The organism is Lelliottia jeotgali, from assembly GCF_977070485.1.
Genome location: NZ_CDRVFO010000003.1, coordinates 63,844 through 81,247, shown reverse-complemented (window position 1 = coordinate 81,247; position 17,404 = coordinate 63,844). Strand labels below are relative to the sequence as shown.

12 protein-coding genes are annotated in these 17,404 nt (G+C 60.8%); 3 read left to right on the top strand and 9 right to left on the bottom strand.

Annotation, left to right across the window (positions count from 1 at the left end):
* Positions 1 to 5: 5 nt before the first annotated feature.
* From ACW4TB_RS05160 to ACW4TB_RS05135, 6 genes are all read right to left on the bottom strand, one after another.
* Positions 6 to 968: a 2-oxoglutarate and iron-dependent oxygenase domain-containing protein gene (locus ACW4TB_RS05160; RefSeq protein ID WP_254465947.1), complete on the bottom strand. Its 963-nt coding sequence runs from the start codon at positions 966 to 968 to the stop codon at positions 6 to 8.
* Positions 969 to 1,025: 57 nt separating this feature from the next.
* Positions 1,026 to 2,111, bottom strand: a complete 1,086-nt coding sequence (locus ACW4TB_RS05155; protein WP_455842900.1) for a BMP family ABC transporter substrate-binding protein — start codon at positions 2,109 to 2,111, stop codon at positions 1,026 to 1,028.
* A 111-nt stretch (positions 2,112 to 2,222) separates the two neighbouring features.
* The gene (locus tag ACW4TB_RS05150) at positions 2,223 to 3,149 is read right to left on the bottom strand and encodes an ABC transporter permease (protein ID WP_012314841.1); all 927 of its coding nucleotides are present in this window, start codon (positions 3,147 to 3,149) and stop codon (positions 2,223 to 2,225) included.
* Between the two features lie 58 nt (positions 3,150 to 3,207).
* Positions 3,208 to 4,308, bottom strand: coding sequence for an ABC transporter permease (locus ACW4TB_RS05145; RefSeq protein ID WP_279932258.1), 1,101 nt, complete (start codon positions 4,306 to 4,308; stop codon positions 3,208 to 3,210).
* 12 nt (positions 4,309 to 4,320) lie between these two features.
* Entirely contained in the window at positions 4,321 to 5,862 is a 1,542-nt protein-coding gene (locus tag ACW4TB_RS05140; RefSeq protein WP_279932259.1) for an ABC transporter ATP-binding protein, read from the bottom strand.
* 499 nt (positions 5,863 to 6,361) lie between these two features.
* Positions 6,362 to 6,604 carry a hypothetical protein gene (locus ACW4TB_RS05135; RefSeq protein ID WP_279932260.1) on the bottom strand — a complete coding sequence of 81 codons (243 nt, stop codon included), beginning with the start codon at positions 6,602 to 6,604 and terminating at the stop codon, positions 6,362 to 6,364.
* Positions 6,605 to 7,233: 629 nt separating this feature from the next.
* On the opposite strand from ACW4TB_RS05135, the gene potE reads away from it, so the two are divergent.
* Complete coding sequence (potE, locus tag ACW4TB_RS05130; RefSeq protein ID WP_455842921.1) at positions 7,234 to 8,544, top strand: putrescine-ornithine antiporter; 1,311 nt, start codon at positions 7,234 to 7,236, stop codon at positions 8,542 to 8,544.
* The gene (locus ACW4TB_RS05125) at positions 8,544 to 9,482 is read left to right on the top strand and encodes a transporter substrate-binding domain-containing protein (RefSeq protein ID WP_279932261.1); all 939 of its coding nucleotides are present in this window, start codon (positions 8,544 to 8,546) and stop codon (positions 9,480 to 9,482) included. The genes potE and ACW4TB_RS05125 overlap by 1 nt, the downstream gene beginning before the upstream one ends.
* Here ACW4TB_RS05125 and ACW4TB_RS05120 read toward each other — a convergent pair.
* Positions 9,479 to 10,894 (bottom strand): DUF2252 domain-containing protein, encoded by a 1,416-nt coding sequence (locus tag ACW4TB_RS05120; RefSeq protein ID WP_254465942.1) that lies wholly within the window; start codon positions 10,892 to 10,894, stop codon positions 9,479 to 9,481. The two genes, ACW4TB_RS05125 and ACW4TB_RS05120, sit on opposite strands and share 4 nt — an antisense overlap.
* A gap of 351 nt (positions 10,895 to 11,245) precedes the next feature.
* Here ACW4TB_RS05120 and ACW4TB_RS05115 point away from each other — a divergent pair, with 351 nt between their 5' ends.
* Entirely contained in the window at positions 11,246 to 11,788 is a 543-nt protein-coding gene (locus ACW4TB_RS05115; RefSeq protein ID WP_012314835.1) for a DUF3237 domain-containing protein, read from the top strand.
* A gap of 340 nt (positions 11,789 to 12,128) precedes the next feature.
* On the opposite strand, the gene ACW4TB_RS05110 is transcribed toward ACW4TB_RS05115, so the two are convergent.
* Both ACW4TB_RS05110 and leuS read right to left on the bottom strand, forming a co-directional pair.
* Complete coding sequence (locus ACW4TB_RS05110) at positions 12,129 to 13,916, bottom strand: thiamine pyrophosphate-requiring protein (RefSeq protein WP_455828290.1); 1,788 nt, start codon at positions 13,914 to 13,916, stop codon at positions 12,129 to 12,131.
* Positions 13,917 to 14,077: 161 nt separating this feature from the next.
* Entirely contained in the window at positions 14,078 to 16,672 is a 2,595-nt protein-coding gene (gene leuS / locus ACW4TB_RS05105; protein ID WP_279932263.1) for a leucine--tRNA ligase, read from the bottom strand.
* Positions 16,673 to 17,404 lie beyond the last annotated feature (732 nt).

The following is a 17,404-nucleotide window of genomic DNA, read 5'->3' as shown; positions in this document are numbered from 1 at the left end:
GCAGGCTACGTAGCCTGCTCACGGCGATAGGCATAGGTTTCGGCGAAGCGCGACAGCATGTAGGCACTGCACGAAACCGGCGGGTATTTGGCGGGGTTGTCGGGGCTGGAGCAGTTGGGCAGGCAACTGATCATCGTGTCCGGGTGCGGTTCGGCAAAGAACGGCATCGAGTAGCGGTGCGCGCCCTGCGGGCTGACCACCCGGTGGGGCGTTGAGGTGTACCTGTCGTTGCTCCACCGCGCCATCATGTCGCCGATGTTGACCACATAGGTGCCCTCGATCGGTGGCGCATCGATCCATTGGCCATCCACGCTCTGCACCTGCAGGCCGCCGGTGCTGTCCTGGTACAACAAGGTCACGCATCCGTAGTCGGTGTGCGCGCCAGCGCCTTGCTGGTCGGTGCTGCTGGCGGTCTGGCGCGGCGGGTAGTGGATCATGCGAAACACGCTGATGGGGTTGGCGAAGCGCTGGTCGAAGAAGTCGTGCTCGATACCCAAGGCCTGCGCCATCGCCCGCAGCAGGGTCAGGGACAAGGCGTGCATGTCCTGGTAATGCGTTTGCAGCAGCGCCTCCCACCCGGCAATCGCGGGGTGCCGGTTGGGACCGCGCAGTGGCTTTTTCGCGAGCACGTCGGGATGATCCGGGGCCATGTGAAAACCCATGTCGAAGGTTTCCTTCAGGTCGCTTGGCCGGCTCGGGTCCAGCTGCTCGGTGGCGATGGCACCGTAGCCGCGATGGTGCTCGCTCTGGGTGATGTCGATGCGCAGCTTTTCTTCGGCCGGGCAGGCGAAGAACTGTTCGGCGGCCGCTTTCAGTGCGCCAATGCGTGTGGCCGGGATGGGGTGCCCCTTGATGTAGTAGAAGCCCCACTGCCGGCAGGCGGCGTCGATCTGCCGGGCTACGGCCTGGCGTGCGGCGGGATCGTTCTGATAGAGCGGGCTGATATCGATGATCGGCAGGGTGTTCATGAATGGCTCCGTGAAATGGCGGTGCAAGCGGGAGCGGCTGGCGCTCCCACCCGGCGTTTACTTGGGCAGTTGCGCCGTAATGCCTTTGACGTAGTAGTTCATGCCTGCCAGTTCGGCATTGCTGGCCACGGCACCTGCGGGGATCTTGACTGCGCCAGCCTGGTCCAGGATCGGGCCGGTGAAGGGGTGGAACGTGCCGTCTTTGATGCTGGCGATGATCTGTTCGGCGCCGCTTTTGACATCGGCCGGCACCAGGTCGCTGATGGGCAGCTGTACGGTGCCCTCGGCAAGCCCGCCCCAGTAGTCCTGGGGTTTCCAGGTGCCGTCCATGACCGCCTGAGTGCTCTTGATGTAATGCGGCCCCCAATTGTTGACGATGGAGGTCAGCACCGCCTTGGGCCCGAAGTGGGCCATGTCCGAGGCGTAGCCGACGGCGTAGATGCCGCGGCGTTCGGCGGTCTGGATCGGTGCCGGGCTGTCGGTGTGCTGGAACAGCACGTCAACGCCCTGGTCGATCAGAGCGTTGGCGGCATCGGCCTCTTTGCCCGGGTCGAACCATGAGTTGACCCATACCACCTTGATTTCGGTGCCGGGGTTGTATTTGTCCAGGGCAAGCTGGATTGCATTTATATCGCGCAGCACTTCCGGAATCGGGAAGGAGGCGACATAGCCGATCTTCTTGCTCTTGGTCATTTTCGCGGCCAGGTACCCGCCGACGTAACGGCCTTCGTAGGATGTGGCCAGGTAAGTACCAAGGTTCTTGTCCTGCTTGTAGCCGGTGGCATGTTCGAAGGTGACCTTCGGAAACTGCTTGGCGACTTTGGCGGTGGGGTTCATGTAGCCGAACGAGGTGGCGAACACCAGGTCGTAGCCGCCCTTGGCCATGTTGCGGATGACCCGCTCGGCATCGGCGCCTTCCGGCACGTTCTCGACGAAGCTGCTGTCGACCTTGTCACCGAACTGCTTGATCAGGGCCTGGCGGCCCTGCTCATGCTGATAGGTCCAGCCATGGTCGCCGATCGGGCCGATATAGACGAAGCCGACTTTCAGCGGGTCGGCTGCGGCGGCGGACAGGGCGGTGCTCAAGCCAATGGCGGCTGCCAGGGCGCGCAGCAGGTATTTGCTTTTGTTGTGAGGCTTCAAGGTGTGGCTCCTGTAGGTCTTCATGTTGGCTGTGTAGGGTGCGTTGGTAATGCAAGAAAACAGAGCAGAGGGGCATGAATTGCGGTGCACGGTGCGGCCAGGCGCGAGGCCTCAGCGCCCGGTCTTCCACGGCTGACCCAGTGAAACCGGCGCATAGAGGCGGGTTTTGATGGCATCGCGCGACAGCACCACCAGCACCAGAATCGTGGCCACATACGGCAACATGGCCAGCAGGTTGGCAGGGAAGCTCACGCCGATACCCTGGGCCACCAGGTGCAGGATGCTCGCCAGGCCAAACAGGTAGGCGCCGAGCAGCACACGCAGTACTCGCCAACTGGCGAACACCACCAGCGCCAGGGCGATCCAGCCGCGACCTGCGGTCATGTTTTCTGCCCACATCGGTGTGTAGGCCAGCGACAGGTAACCCCCGGCCAGCCCGGCCATCGCGCCGCCGAACAGCACCGCCAAGGTGCGCACGCGCAGCACGGGCAGGCCCATGGCGCTGGCGGCGTCGGGGTTTTCACCGACGGCCTGGAGGATCAGGCCGGTGCGGCTTTTGAGCAGCGTCCAGGCAATCAGCACGAACAGGCCGAAGGACAGGTAAACCAGCACATCCTGGTTGAACAGCATATGGCCGATGACCGGAATGTCCGCCAGCAGTGGTATGGCCACCGGCTCGAAACCGCTCAAGGGCTTGCCGACCCAGGCGGTGCCGACGAAAGAAGACAGGCCGACACCGAAGATGGTCAGTGCCAGCCCGGTCGCCACCTGGTTGGCCTGGCAACCGAGTGCTACGAGAGCGAACAGTGAAGCCAGCAACATGCCGGCCAGGCACGCCATCAGGACGCCCAGCCAGAGGTTGCCGGTGGCGTAGGCGGCGATGAACCCTACCACCGCACCGAACAGCATCATGCCTTCCTGGCCGAGGTTGAGTACGCCGCTCTTTTCGCACACCAGTTCGCCCAGGGCTACCAGCAGCAGCGGGGTACCACAGCGCACCATGGCGTAAAGAATGTTGCCAAGCAGATCGAGATCCATAGTCGAAGCCTCAGCCTGCACGCGTTGAGCGGCAGGTAAACGAAAGGGTCATGGGAATTCAGGCACTGGCGGTTTTTGCCAACGGCGCTCGGCGGTGCCCTTTCAGCTTCAGGCGCAGCCGGTAGAGGATCAGCACGTCGCAGGCCAGCAGGTAGAACAGCATCATTCCCTGGAACAGCCCGGTCAGCGATTGCGGCAGGTTCAGGCTCATCTGCGCGTTCTCGCCGCCGAGGTAGAGCAGGGCCATCAACAACCCGGCGACCAGAATGCCAAACGGGTTGAGGCGCCCGAGAAACGCTACGGTGATAGCCGCGTAGCCGTAGCCGGGTGAAACCTGCGGCACCAGCTGGCCGATCGGCCCGCTGACTTCGCTGACCCCGGCCAGGCCTGCCAAGCCGCCGCTGATCAGCAGCGCCAGCCAGACCAGGCGCTTTTCACGGAAGCCGACAAAACCGGCGGCGCGCCGGTCCAGGCCGAGCACTTTGATCTGGAAACCGATGAAGCTCTTGTGCAGCAGCACCCACACCGCCACCAGTGCCATCAGTACGAAGTACAGCCCGACATGCAGTCGGCCATCCTCGAACAGCGCCGGCAGGCGGCTGGCATCGCCGAACATTGCCGACTGCGGGAAGCTGAACCCTTCGGGGTCCTTGAGTGGCCCGTGGACGAAGAACAGCAGCAGGTTCAAGGCGATGTAATTGAGCATGATGGTGGTCAGGATTTCGTTGGTATTGAAGTGCGTGCGCAGCCAGGCCGCGAGCGCCCCCCACAGCGCACCGGCCAGCGTGCCGGCGAGCAACACCCAAAGCAGTGCCCAGCGGCTTTCCCAATCGATGAGGTGGATCGCCACGGCACTGCCGGCCAGGGCGCCCATCAGCAACTGCCCTTCGGCGCCGATATTCCAGATCCGCGCCTGGTAGGCCACCGCCAGGCCGAAGGCGCAGAGCAGGATTGGCAGGGCTTTGAGCAGCAGTTCCGAGAGGCCGTAGAGGTCGCTGATGGGTTCGATCAGCAAGGTGTGAAACGTCTGCAAGGGCGCATGCCCCTGGGCGCTGAACAGGATCGCCCCGCTGAGCAGGGTCAGCAGGGCGGCAAGCAGGGGTGACAGCACGAGCATGGCACGGGACTGCTGGGTACGGGGTTCGAGGGATAGCAACATGAAGGGCTCTCGTCAGGCGGCGTCTTGCGGGGCATCGAACTGGCCGGCCATCCAGCCGCCGACCTCCACGGTATGGGTCTGTGCGGTGGCCTTGAGCGGCGACAGGCGGCCACTGCACAGCGCGCCGATGCGGTCGCTGATCTGGAACAGCTCTTCCAGGTCTTCGGAGATCACCAGGATTGCCGCACCGGCGTCGCGCAGGGCAATCAGCGCACGGTGAATCGCGGCGGCGGCGCCGACATCCACGCCCCACGTCGGGTGGGCAGCGACCAGCAGCTTGGGGGCCTGGAGGATTTCGCGGCCGAGGATGAACTTCTGCAGGTTGCCCCCGGACAGGCTGCGTGCCGTGGCGCGGGCATCCGGGGCCTTGACCGCGAAGCGCTGGATGATCTGCTCGGCCAGCGCCTGCACCTTGCCGGAGCGGATCAGGCCGCGGTTGACCAGGCCGTGCTGGAAAGCGGTGAGCAGGGCGTTGTCGGCCAGGCTCATGTCCGGCACCGCGCCGTGCCCAAGGCGCTCGGCCGGTACGAATGCCACCCCCAGGGCGCGGCGGGCGTCGGGGTACAGGTGGGCCATCGGCCGGTTGTCGAGGGTTATGCGTTCGCGCTCGCCGGCGGGCAGGCGTGTTTCACCACTGAGCAGGGCCAGCAGTTCGTCCTGGCCGTTGCCGGCCACCCCCGCGATGCCGACGATCTCACCGCTGCGCACTTCCAGGCGCAGGTGTTCGAAGGACGTGCCGAACGGGTCCTTGTTGCGCCAGGACAGGTCGTCCACCCGCAGACGTGGCAAGCCGCCGGCGCTTTTCGGGTAACTTGCCTCCAGCCCTTCGGCATCGCCGACCATCATCCGCGCCAGCTGCAGATCGCTGCATTGCGCCGGGCTGCACGCGCCGGAAACCCGTCCGCCGCGCAACACCGTGGCACCATGGCACAGGGCACGCACTTCGTTTAGCTTGTGGCTGATGAACAGGATGCTGCAGCCCTCTGCGGCGAGTGCGCGCAAGGTGACGAACAGTTCGTCGACCTCTCGCGGGGTAAGCACCGAGGTCGGCTCGTCGAGGATCAGCAGCTTGATCGGCTGCATCAGGCAGCGCACGATCTCCACCCGCTGGCGTTCCCCGATCGACAGGCTGTGCACCAGGCGCTCCGGCTCCAGGCCCATGCCGTAGCGTTGGGACACTTCGCGGATGCGTGGTGCCAGCTGCTTTGGCGTTCCGGCATCGCGGCCAAGGGCCAGGGCAATGTTTTGCGCGACGCTCAGGGTTTCGAACAGGGAAAAGTGCTGGAACACCATGCCGATGCCCAGCGCGCGGGCCCGGGCGGGGTCGCGCACGTGCACGGGCTGGCCTTCCCATAGCACCTGGCCGGCATCCGGCGCGGTGACGCCGTAGATGATCTTCATCAGGGTGCTCTTGCCCGCGCCGTTCTCGCCGAGCAGGGCGTGGATTTCACCGGGAGCGATGCGCAGGTCGATGCGGTCGTTGGCCAAGGTGCCCGGGTATCGCTTGGTAATGGCACGCAGCTCAAGGCGCAGTTGCGAGGGGGATTTGGACATGGGACTGCTCGGGGTCAGGGTGATGAGCAGTTGCACAGCAAAAACATGGCCAATTGGTCAGATTATTGTTCAAGGGCTTGTGTTAGAGGGGCTGCCGGCCGAGACCGGCGCACGCTTGGTGAACGTTGCGGCAGCGGGGTGTTTGGTTTTGGGGCGCCAAGGTGCCAAGTTGGGGCGCTGTGTTCAGCGTGGTCGCCATGTTCGGCCGGCTACGACATGGGCGTCACTGCTGGAACGCAGTGCGGCCCTTCGCGGGCAAGCCCACAGGTACCGTGCTGGTCCCTTAGGCGTGGTTGGTTTCACGTTTTCAGCATGCGCACTTCGGCAGTCATTGTTTGATCTCCCCGAAATTCTGGATGCCTGGGCTGGCCCTATCGCCGGCAAGCCGGGCTCCCACAGGTTTCACCGGGCGCCTAAGGGTCGTCTACAACCTCAGGGGCGGTGCTGTGCGAGGAAGCTAGCCGGGGAAAGAGCCAGGCCAGGCAGATCATGATGAGGACTAATGCAGCGTCTGCGGGTCGGCTGGTTTCTGTATTTGTGCCAGAGCTGACTCGAGCAATTTGCGCCGGGCATCAAGCTCGTGCATCGAGGTCATGATCATCAAGGACACGGGTGCTTTGGGCTGCATCAACATCGCCTGTTGGGCAACGACCTCGGCGCAGAGCGCGTAGTCGGCAGCCATCATCAGCGTGTCTTCGAGGGAGTGAAGGGTGTGCGGGGGATCGGGGACTATCTTCAACATGCTTTGGTATCCATTTTCAGGGCCGCCTGCTACCTGCTGTCAAACAGTTAGGTGGCAGCTGTGCATAGGTTGACAGACCGGCGGATACCAGAACCGGCGCACGCGAACGAGCCCCATACACAGCCGCCATTAAAGGCAAAGCTCTGCAAAGTATCTCGTCGCGGCCTGTCAAAGCCGGTCGTTGATGTGCAACGACCCACCGAGCCTAAAACTCAGAAATAACGACCGCAACGAAAAACAGGCGTAGCGAGTATCTTTGGGAAATGGACTACAAGAAAGGGGACAAATCTGATTTTTTTGCGGTCGGGCGTGACTGCTTGTAATGCCGGCCAGCGTCCTGCATGTCTCGTCATCCTGCATCCGCTCGATAACCAGCCTTTCCAATAATCCGTGAATAACCATTGCCTAAGATCAGCACCGACGCTCCTTCGCACTATTCTTGACATTTGATAACCACTGCAGCCGACGCATTGCTAGTGTGGTTGCACAAGCTTTGTGTGATGGGCAATACCCTGTATCAGGCTCTGCCCATACCGGGTTGGGCCGGGGAGCAGGCGCACCGTCAGAAACGCTATCGAAGCCGGCTTGGTTCCTCGGAGGTCATTCCTGTGCGCGATCCAGCAAAGAAAATGGGTTTGGTCGGGCTGACCACTTTGGTCACCGTCAACATGATGGGCTCAGGTATCATCATGCTGCCCGCCAGCATGGCGCAGATCGGTGCTGTGTCGCTGCTCTCGTGGGTCGTGACGGCTGTGGGTTCGATGGCCATCGCCTACTGTTTCGCACAATGCGGTATCTACTGCACGCGCTCGGGCGGAATGTCGGCCTACAGCGAAGAGGCCCATGGCAAATCCGCATTCTTCCTCTGCTCCTACCTGTATTTCCTCTCGCTGATGATCGGCAATGTTGCCATTGGTATTTCCGCGGTGGGTTATCTGACGCCTTTCCTACCCTGGCTTGGTACAGGCCCAGGCCCGCTGGTGGCAGGGACGGTGATGCTGATCTGGTTCAGCACCCTGGCCAATGTCGGCGGTGCGAACATAACCGGCAAGCTAGGCGCGATCAGTGTATGGGGCGTCATCATTCCTGTGGCGGGCCTGAGTTTCGTGGGTTGGTACTGGTTCAACCCGCAGACGTTCACCGATGCCTGGAACCCCGACAGCATACCGGTGAGCCAGGCGATCACCGCCAGTATCCCCTTGACGCTTTGGGCCTTTCTGGGCATGGAGTCGGCCGCGCAAAATTCGGATGCGGTGGAGAACCCCAAGCGCAACGTGCCGCTTGCATGCCTGTTCGGCACACTGGGCGCGGCGGTGATTTATATCCTGTCGACCACCGTCATTCAGGGGATCGTGCCAAACCCCGAACTTGCGAACTCCAGCGCACCCTTTGCGCTGGTCTATGCGCGCATGTTCAATGACACGGTCGGTAACGTGATCATGGGGTTGGCAGTCATTGCCTGTGTCGGTTCATTGCTGGGGTGGCAGTTCACCCTGGCCGAGACGGCCAAGGTTACCGCCGAGCAAGGGCTGTTTCCCAAGTTGTTCACCCGCGTTACTGCCAGGGGCGCGCCACTGGCGGGCATGCTGACGTGCGCGGTCTTGCAGAGCCTGATTGCGTTGTCGACCATTTCGCCTAATGCCAGCGCTCAGTTCAGCAAGCTGGTCAACCTGGCGGCAGTGACCAACATCATTCCCTACATCACGTCCCTGACCGGGTTGCTGGTGATCATGTACAAGGCCCAGGTGGATATAAAGATCTTCCGTCGCAACAGCGCAATCATGCTGGTTGCGGTGTGCTATTGCTTCTATGCGCTCTATGCCTCGGGTCTGGAAGCGGTGTTTGGCGCTGCGCTGATCATGGCGCTGGGTTACCTGCTATTCGGCTTCATCGCCAAACGTTTCGTCAAGGTGCTGGACTTGATTGGAGGTGCGCCATGATGCGCAGGTCGAAATGGGTTGCCCTGTGCCTGGCCCTTTCGGTGCCGTTTGCGGCGGTGTGCAGCGTTGAAGCAGCGACCGACAAGCTGAGCCGGCTGCGCGCCAGTCAGGTCCTCAATCTGGGTTTTATCGCAGACCTTGCCCCGTTTTCCTCAGGCAGTATCCAGTCACCTCAAGGGTATGGCATCGAATTGTGCCAGGCAGTGGCTCAACACCTTCGCCAGTCACCTGGCCTTGCCGACTTGCAAGTGCATTGGCATGTGGTGCCGCAGGAGCAAGCCGTCCGCGCCTTGAGCGAGGGAACGGTTGATCTGCTGTGCACGCCGATGGTGGAAACGATCACAAGACGGGAAACCCTGAATTTTTCCATACCGGTATTCACCACCGGCCTTGCGGTGCTGGTGCGGCGTGATGCACCGGCCAGCCTTCTGGAGCCACTGCGTGGTAAGCCTGTCGATACCGGCCCCAGGTGGCGCGCAACCCTCAATGCGGGGTTGAGCAAGCACAGTTTTGCAGTGCTGCGCGGCACGCTGAGCAGTCAGTGGGCGCGGGAGCGTATTCGCAAGCTTGGCCTGCAGTCCAGGCTTGAAGAGGTGTCCAGCTACCAGGAGGGTGTGCGCCGGGTGGTCGAGCGCAAGGTCGATGCGTTTTTTGGCGAGAGGATGATTTTGCTTTCCCTGCAGAGCCAGCAGCCTGAGCGCGACCGGTTATGGATCCCGGATCACCTGTTTGTCACGAGCCGTGTCGCACTGCCCATGGCCCGTGGCGATGATGGTTTTCGCCTGTTGGTGGATGCCGCGCTTAGCCAGGCGCTGTCCGGCCCGGATGGAGAAGCCTTGTTCGTACGCTACCTGGGGGTACAAACAGCGCAGGACAAACTGTTGCAGAGCCTTTATGTGTTGCCGGATGACCGTGAACGGCTGGCGCCGCAACATTAGTCTTCTTCGCGCAGTGCCTTGATTCTTCCTTTTTTCTCAGCGCTGATCAGTGCCGCGTAGTCCTTCGCATTCTGCTCGGCGTAGGCGAGTGAGAAATCGCCTATGGCCTGATCAAAGGTGTTCGATTTACCCAGATAGCCACTGATCAAGGCGGCGTCACCTGATTTTGCATGCGCGCGCGCCAGGGTAATGCCGCATACCTCGGCGTACATCATCATCTGTTCGAGCGATGCACCTTCTACAGGTAGTGACATTTTCATGTCGCGCAATTGCCGGACAAAAAACTGCCGGCCCTTGGTGCTCTCGGTCCATCCGAGAAAAATGTCACTGGCAGATTGCATAAGCCGTTGGCCCGTGACCACCCGTTGGCCCTGGTTTACAAATTCGCTCTTGCCCGCATAGGGTTCAAGCACAGAAGGACAAGCCTGCTTGAATTGCAGGAGCAATGGGTTGTTTTGCGCTGAAAAGAACAAACCGACGAAGCAATAGGTGCCGACGCTGCCGATACCCACTGCCTTCATGGCAAAGTCTTCCAGGCGATAACGGTCATACAGGACCCTGCGTTCCGGCAGCAGAGAAGTACGATAATCCTCCAGGGCAAGGTGCACCCGGTTGATGAAGTCGGCTTCATCGACATGAAAAAGAATCGGCGGCTGATCGACCAGGCGTCGCCGGCCGCCCACTTCGTCACTGATTTGTGGGTACAGGTAGTCGCCGATGCGAGTCCGGGCCTTGGCCATCAACTGTTCACGTGCTTTACGGTATTTGAGACTAGGGGCCATATCGATGAGTGTTTGTGCGTCGAGGCGGTCGTACCAGATTTCCAGCGGGCTCATCATCGTCAACTCGCGCATGCGTTCCCGGTAGGCGCGAACGCATTCCATAGCCAGACGCCTGGCATCTTCATCGATGAGGCGGTTATCGCGGGCGGCTACGGCAAAACTGGTTGCCAGACGCTTTATATCCCACTCCCAAGGGGCGGGTAACGTTTCGTCAAAATCATTGATGTCGAAGATCAGGTTACGTTCGGGGGTGGCGAATAATCCAAAATTCAGCAGGTGGCAATCACCGCAGGCCTGAACGCGAATACCTGTGTGGGGAAGTGTCGCGAGGTCGCGTGCCATCAAGCCGGCTGAGCCCCTGAGAAAAGTGAACGGGCTACGCAACATGCGCCCATAGCGCACGGGCACCAAGGCCGGATGCCGGCTGCGGTTGGACTGTTCGAGAATGTCGACAGGGTCGCGATGCTTGTGCGCCGGTTTCCAGAATGCATGGGACGAGCGCGGCACCGTTTCGCGCAGTTTCTTTCCTGCGTCCAGGCGCTCTGTTCGTGACGCGAAGCGCTTGTGTTCCCGATGGCCGTCATCATCTGCTTGCAGGTGCGAGCTGGCCTGTTTCCTGAACTCGGGCATGTCAGCACCTTTGGTGATCAAAGGCAGAAGGGCAGGGCCTTGTTTTTTGCGCCAAGACACTGTTCACAGCTGATTCAAGCGTAGCATGCGCTGCGTCCAAGCTTGCACCGGGTGGCCAGATCGTCCTTCAGCGCTCATCCCAAGGGTGCTGAAGATTTTGCGGCAAGCACCCAAAGGAACCTTGACAGACTATTGGTTAACAAAAATAATCATTAACAATATTATCCATTAACAATAACAAAGGATATCTGCACTCATGAAAGCGCCTATAGCACGCCCCCCAGCAAACCGGGTCGCATCACCAGGCCCGCACCCGACAAATCCCGATGCCCGGTCAGTGCAGGAGGCAGCATGATGAACCTTCGCAGAGGATTGCTTGGGCTGCTGCTTGGCGTTTGCACGGGCCTTGCCCAGGCTGCCAGTTACGCTCCGCCCCCGCTCAAGCTCGAACCCCTGGCGCGCTTTACGGTGGACCTTGTCGCGCCGGTGTGGGAGCTGGGCGAAACCAGCGCGCAGGGCAAGCGGCGTATCATCCCGATCACAGGCGGCCGTTTCGAGGGGGCCAGGCTCAAGGGCACCATCCTCAATAACGGCGCGGACTGGCAGATTGTCAGCCCCGAGGGTGTGGCGATCATCGACACCCGCTACCTGCTGCAGACCGACGATGGCGCACTGATCTACCTGCGCACCGAAGGCTACCGTTACGGGCCGGCTGCGGTCATGAAGAGGGTGGCCGCTGGCGAAGACGTCGATCCCAGCCTGTACCAGTTCCGCATCACCCTGCGTTTCGAGACATCCGCGCCCCAATACGCATGGCTCAATCGTACGGTCGGCGTGGGTAGCGCAATGCGCTTGGGCAATGCAGTGGTCTACGACGCGTTCGAGGTCAAATAGTTTTCCATGTCAACCATGACTTTCTGGGCTACATGCATGGTCATGACGGAATAAACCGCAAGTTGCATGCCCCGATGGAATGCGCCTCCGTATAGTGTCGCGCAGCGCCCAGCACGCGGGCGATGAGCCTATCCTCGTTCGGCAGACCCACGTCGCAGCAAAGGGTGACCATCGTCACTGCCCGTACCCATGAAGCGATGCACCCGGCGCCAATGGTATGTATCGATGCACACCGGGCAAGCTGGCGCGCTGCGCCCCTGCAGCGCGTGTCTGTTTGCTCGGCGCGTCATCGTTGCTATCACTCACGCCTGCTTGGCTGATTGATGGCTAGAGGATTGCGTCACTTCTTACCAGGAAGCATCGAGCTCAATACCTGCTTGGCTGTCTGGACCATGACGCTGGCCTGGTCCGGGTCGCCTTTGAACAAAAAGCCGGCGAGGTTCTTCGCCTGTTCGAGTTTGATATGAGGCGGCAAGGGCGGCACGTTGGGGTCGGTCTTGAACTCGATCAATACCGGCCGATCGGCGCTTAGCGCACGTTCCCAGGCCGCTGCGATGTCATCTTCACGGTCGACGAAAATGCCCTCCAGGCCGATGGAGATGGCAAACAGGTGATAAGGCACGTCAGGGATCGTCTGGGACGCCTCGAACTTGGGGTCGCCCTCCATCACACGTTGCTCCCAGGTGACCTGGTTGAGGTCCTCGTTATTGAACACCGCGCAGATCCATTGCGGGTTCTCCCACTGCTGCCAGTACTTGGCTACGGTAATCAGCTCGGCCAGGTTGCTCATCTGCATCGCGCCATCGCCGACCAGTGCCACCACCGGGCGCTGCGGATGGGCGAACTTGGCGGCGATGGCGTACGGTACCGCGGCGCCCATGCAGGCCAGGCCGCCTGACAGCGAGCACTGCATGCCTTGCCGAATTTGCAGGTCACGGGCATACCAGTTAGCGCAGGAACCGGAGTCGCTGGTCACCAGGGTGTTGTCGGGCAGGCGAGGGGACAGCTCGTACACCACGCGTTGCGGGTTTATCGGGTCCGCCTTGACCATTGCGCGTTTGGCCAGGGTCTTGTCCCAACGTGCGCGCCAGCCTTCGACTTTCTTACGCCAGCGGCGGTCGGATTTTGTCTCGAGCAATGGCAGCAATGCGCGCAAGGTCTCCCCGGCATCACCCAGCAGGTTGACCTCCATCGGGTAACGCAGGCTTAGCATGTCTGGCTGAAGGTCGATCTGCACCCCACGGGCCTGGCCTTCCTTGGGCAGGAACTCGGAATAGGGGAACCCTGAGCCGATCATCAGCAAGGTGTCGCATTCGGCCATCAACTGGTAGCTCGGTTCGGTACCCAGCAAGCCGATGGCGCCGGTCACCCACGGCAGGTCATCGGGCAAGGCGGCCTTGCCCAGTAGCGCCTTTGCCACCCCTGCGCCGAGCGTGTCGGCGATTTCGATGATCTCTTCGGTAGCCTGCAAGGCACCGGCTCCGACCAGAATGGCCACTTTGCGCCCAGCGTTGAGTACCTCGGCGGCACGCTGCAGGTCGCTGTCGTAGGGCACCACCTTGGGCTTGCTGTAACCAACGCCGGAATGCACGGTGCCATGGGCGCGGGCCGGTTCCTGGTAGGGCAGGTCCTGAAGGTCATTGGGCAGGATCACCGCCGTCACACGCCGTTCGCCGACGGCAGTGCGCACGGCGCGGTCGAGTAAATGGCGTACCTGCGAGGGTGTGGAGGCTTGTTGCACGAATGCACCGGCCACATCCTTGAACATCGACAGCAAGTCCAGTTCCTGCTGATAGTGGCCGCCCAACGCCGCTCGGGCTTGCTGGCCGACGATGGCCAGCACTGGCATGTGGTCCATGCGGGCGTCATACAGCCCGGTGAGCAAGTGCGATGCGCCAGGCCCGGAGGTGGCAATGCACACGCCCAGTTCACCGGTGAACTTGGCATGGGCGCAGGCCATGAATGCTGCCATTTCCTCATGGCGGGCCTGGATGAATTCGATCTTGCCGTTGGCCCGGCTCAACGCGCCGAATACACCGTTGATACCGTCGCCGGGGTAGCCGAAGATGCGCCGCACCCCCCATTGATACAAGCGCTCTACCAGAAAGTCGCCTACCGTGCCTGTCATTGCCTTCTCCCGTTCGCTGGCCGATAGGGGTCTGGACTTGGCGCGGTTTACGAAAGTTTCAACTGATATGCTTGCGTGCGCGGGTTAGCCGCCGTTTCAAGCGTTTTGGTCCTGGACCTTGAGTCGCACTGACCTGGCGTCTTCAGGGGCAGTCAGCAAGGTCAGACGATGAAGTTCACCAATCTGTTAGGTACCACTATCATTCTCTCAGCGCCTTCCAGATATTTGCTCAACACCGCATCGCAGAGTGCCTGGCGACGGATCGTGTCATGGTCGGCGTCTGCCTGGACGAGGATTTCCCCACGCAGCTTGCCATTGACCTGCACCATCATCTTCACTTCATCCCGTTTCAGCGCTTCGCTGTCTGGGGTCGGCCAGGCACTGTCATAGATCGCGCCAGGGAACGCCAGCTCTTCCCATAGTACTTGGGAAATATGCGGCGTCACCGGATGCAGCACCTGGAGGAGAATGGATATGGTCTCCCGGCAGACTTGGCGGCCAGCGCCGCGGGCTCCTTCGAGCACCTTGAGCATCTTCATCGCGCCCGATACGACGGTGTTGTACTGCAGGCGCTCATAATCGTAATTGATCTGTTGTAGCAAGCCATGGGTCTCGAAACGTACACGGCTAGCTTGCGCGGCATCCGTCGGCAGGTCGTCAACTTCGTTCCAGCGAGCTTGCTCGTCAACGGCAAAGTCCCAGAGACGGCGCAGGAAGCGATAAGCCCCTTCGACACCGCTGTCGCTCCAGATCGTGCTCTGGTCCGGAGGCCCTGCGAAAATGGTGAACAGGCGGGCGGTGTCCGCGCCGAATCGGTTGATGATCTCCTTGGGCTCGACCACGTTGTTCTTCGATTTGGACATCTTCTCCACACCGCCCAGGCTTACGGGCATGCCATCCTCGATCGCTGTGGCGCTGACCGGACGGCCCTTCTCATCGTAGTGAACCGATATCTCGGAGGGGTAGAACCAGCGCCGGCTGCCATCTTCGGCCTTGCGGTAGTAACTTTCCCGCAGCAACATCCCCTGAGTGAACAGGTTCTTGAACGGCTCACTGAAGTCAACCAATCCCTCGTCGCGCATCGCCTTGGTCCAGAACCTGGCGTAGAGCAGGTGCAGAACCGCATGTTCGATGCCGCCGATGTACTGGTCGATGGGCATCCAGTAGCGATTGCCAGATCCGACCATTGCGGTATGGCAGTCCGGGTCGCAGTAGCGCATGAAGTACCAGCTGGAGTCGACGAAGGTATCCATGGTGTCTGTCTCCCGAAGTGCGGGCGCCGCACAACGCGGGCATGCGACGTGGCGGAACGCATCATGCTGCTGAAGCGGGTTGCCACTGCCGTCGGGAATGCAGTCAGTCGGCAATACCACTGGCAGGTCTGCGTAAGGCACCGGAACATCGCCACAGCATTCGCAATGGATGATTGGAATCGGTGTTCCCCAGTAACGCTGCCGTGAGATGCCCCAGTCACGCAAACGCCAGGTGGTGGCTTGCTCCCCGCATCCGCGCTCGGCCAGGGCATCGAAGATCGCCAGGGACGCCTGCTCTACAGTGAGGCCATCGTAGGCGCCTGAATTGATCAGGCGACCCTCCCGACTGGCATAGCGATCCGACCATGCGGCAGGGTCATAGGCCGCCCCTTCGAAAGTGATGACGGGGCGCACGGGCAAGCCGTACTGCCGTGCAAAGTCGAAATCACGCTCATCGTGGGCCGGCACTCCCATCAAAGCGCCTTCGCCGTACTCATCGAGCACATAATTGGTGATCCAGATGGCGACTGGCTCGCCAGTCAATGGGTGCTCGACGTGCAAGCCGCTCGGGATGCCGAGCTTCGCTTGTGCACCAGCGGCAGGGCTGGCCTGTGCCGACTGCCGACACGCCTGCACCTGTGGTTCGAGCCCAGGCTCGAGCGCGATGGCTCGCTGGGCCAGGGGATGATCAGGGGAAACAGCGCAGAAAGTCACACCCATCAGCGTTTCGACGCGCGTGGTGAATACCCACAGCTTGCCCGCGTCGATCAACTGCCCGCTGGCATCTTCGATCGCATGTAGGAAGGCCAGGCGCGTGCCACTGGCCTTGCCAATCCAGTTGCGTTGCATGCTGCGAACCATGTCCGGCCAGCCTTCCAGGGTATCGATAGCCGACAGCAGCTCTTCGCCATACTGCGTGATGCGCAGGTAGTAGCCGGGAATCTCGCGCTTCTCCACCAGTGCCCCTGATCGCCAGCCCCGTCCATCTACCACTTGCTCATTGGCCAGCACGGTTTGGTCGATGGGGTCCCAGTTGACGATCTGGGTTTTCTTGTAGGCCACGCCCTTTTCCAGCAGCTTCAGGAAGAACCACTGGTTCCACTTGTAGTATTGCGGATCGCAGGTGGCAATTTCCCGCGACCAGTCGAACGCCAGGCCGAGCGGTTGCATCTGGGATTTCATGTCGGCGATGTTCATTCGAGTCCATTCGGCTGGAGGCACGCCCGACTGCATGGCGGCGTTTTCCGCCGGAAGGCCGAATGCATCCCACCCCATTGGCATCAGGACGTTGTAGCCCTTCATCCGCAAGTGGCGTGCCAGCATGTCATTGATCGTATAATTGCGCACATGGCCCATGTGCAGTTTCCCGGAAGGGTATGGCAGCATGGAGCAGGCATAGAATTTTGGCCGGCTTTGGTCTTCGACAGCCTTGAAGACTTCATCGCGAAGCCATTTGGCCTGAACCGTGCTTTCGACCCAGGCGGGATCATACTGCTGTCGCATAGACGCTCCTCGAAGTTACTGGCGCCGAGTGGCAATAAACCGCTCGACTCATGCGTTTTTATTGGATATCACTCGGCCTACTGAATTTCATCTGCCGCCGGTGCGAGGGATTAGGGCAATCTGACAGAGATCGGATTTGAACAGTTTTCTGACTCTGGGCGGCCTCCCGCCAACCAGCCACGGGGCCACACACTGAAGGCCCGAGGCGGCTTGTATTTGGGCTTCAGCGACCTGCTGACAATAGCTGCGATGTTCCGATCCCCGCGCTGCATGAGGTTACAGTGAAGGCGCTGCACTTTAAGTGGGCAGACATGGTCTGCTCCAGTTGATCCAGTTCTTTCAGGCGGATCCGGATGCGGGAAGTCGGCAGATTGACGGTACCGCTTTGTAAAGCATACTCCGCCGCGCGTCTGAGGGATCCATCGTGAAGAAACTGACCTGCTTTTAAATTCTGGTCAGTGTCTAGAGTGAGTGTCGGTTGGTTAGTGAGGTTGAATATGGCTAAGGCCTAACTTTAATGTCAAGCGTTTCTTTCAAGGATCTATGGGGTTGAATAGAGGCGCTGAATTGGCTGTCAGAAAATTCGCAGGAATGTGTAGGATTAGTTCACGCAATGTTTATTGTATGCTGCGATTCTGGATATCCCTATGATTTCAAATATAGAGGGTTTTTAGTCCGAGTAGCCATGAGGGTAGATGTCGTCTAATTGTTGTATGTATTGCCCGCCATGCT

Coding starts and splice junctions, on each gene's coding strand:
- potE (WP_455842921.1), top strand. CDS start 7,234: ATGGGTTTGGTCGGGCTGACCACTTTGGTCACCGTCAACATGATGGGC.
- ACW4TB_RS05145 (WP_279932258.1), bottom strand. CDS start 4,308: ATGTTGCTATCCCTCGAACCCCGTACCCAGCAGTCCCGTGCCATGCTC.
- ACW4TB_RS05110 (WP_455828290.1), bottom strand. CDS start 13,916: ATGACAGGCACGGTAGGCGACTTTCTGGTAGAGCGCTTGTATCAATGG.
- ACW4TB_RS05140 (WP_279932259.1), bottom strand. CDS start 5,862: ATGTCCAAATCCCCCTCGCAACTGCGCCTTGAGCTGCGTGCCATTACC.
- ACW4TB_RS05120 (WP_254465942.1), bottom strand. CDS start 10,894: ATGCCCGAGTTCAGGAAACAGGCCAGCTCGCACCTGCAAGCAGATGAT.
- leuS (WP_279932263.1), bottom strand. CDS start 16,672: ATGCGACAGCAGTATGATCCCGCCTGGGTCGAAAGCACGGTTCAGGCC.
- ACW4TB_RS05125 (WP_279932261.1), top strand. CDS start 8,544: ATGCGCAGGTCGAAATGGGTTGCCCTGTGCCTGGCCCTTTCGGTGCCG.
- ACW4TB_RS05135 (WP_279932260.1), bottom strand. CDS start 6,604: ATGTTGAAGATAGTCCCCGATCCCCCGCACACCCTTCACTCCCTCGAA.
- ACW4TB_RS05150 (WP_012314841.1), bottom strand. CDS start 3,149: ATGGATCTCGATCTGCTTGGCAACATTCTTTACGCCATGGTGCGCTGT.
- ACW4TB_RS05115 (WP_012314835.1), top strand. CDS start 11,246: ATGATGAACCTTCGCAGAGGATTGCTTGGGCTGCTGCTTGGCGTTTGC.
- ACW4TB_RS05160 (WP_254465947.1), bottom strand. CDS start 968: ATGAACACCCTGCCGATCATCGATATCAGCCCGCTCTATCAGAACGAT.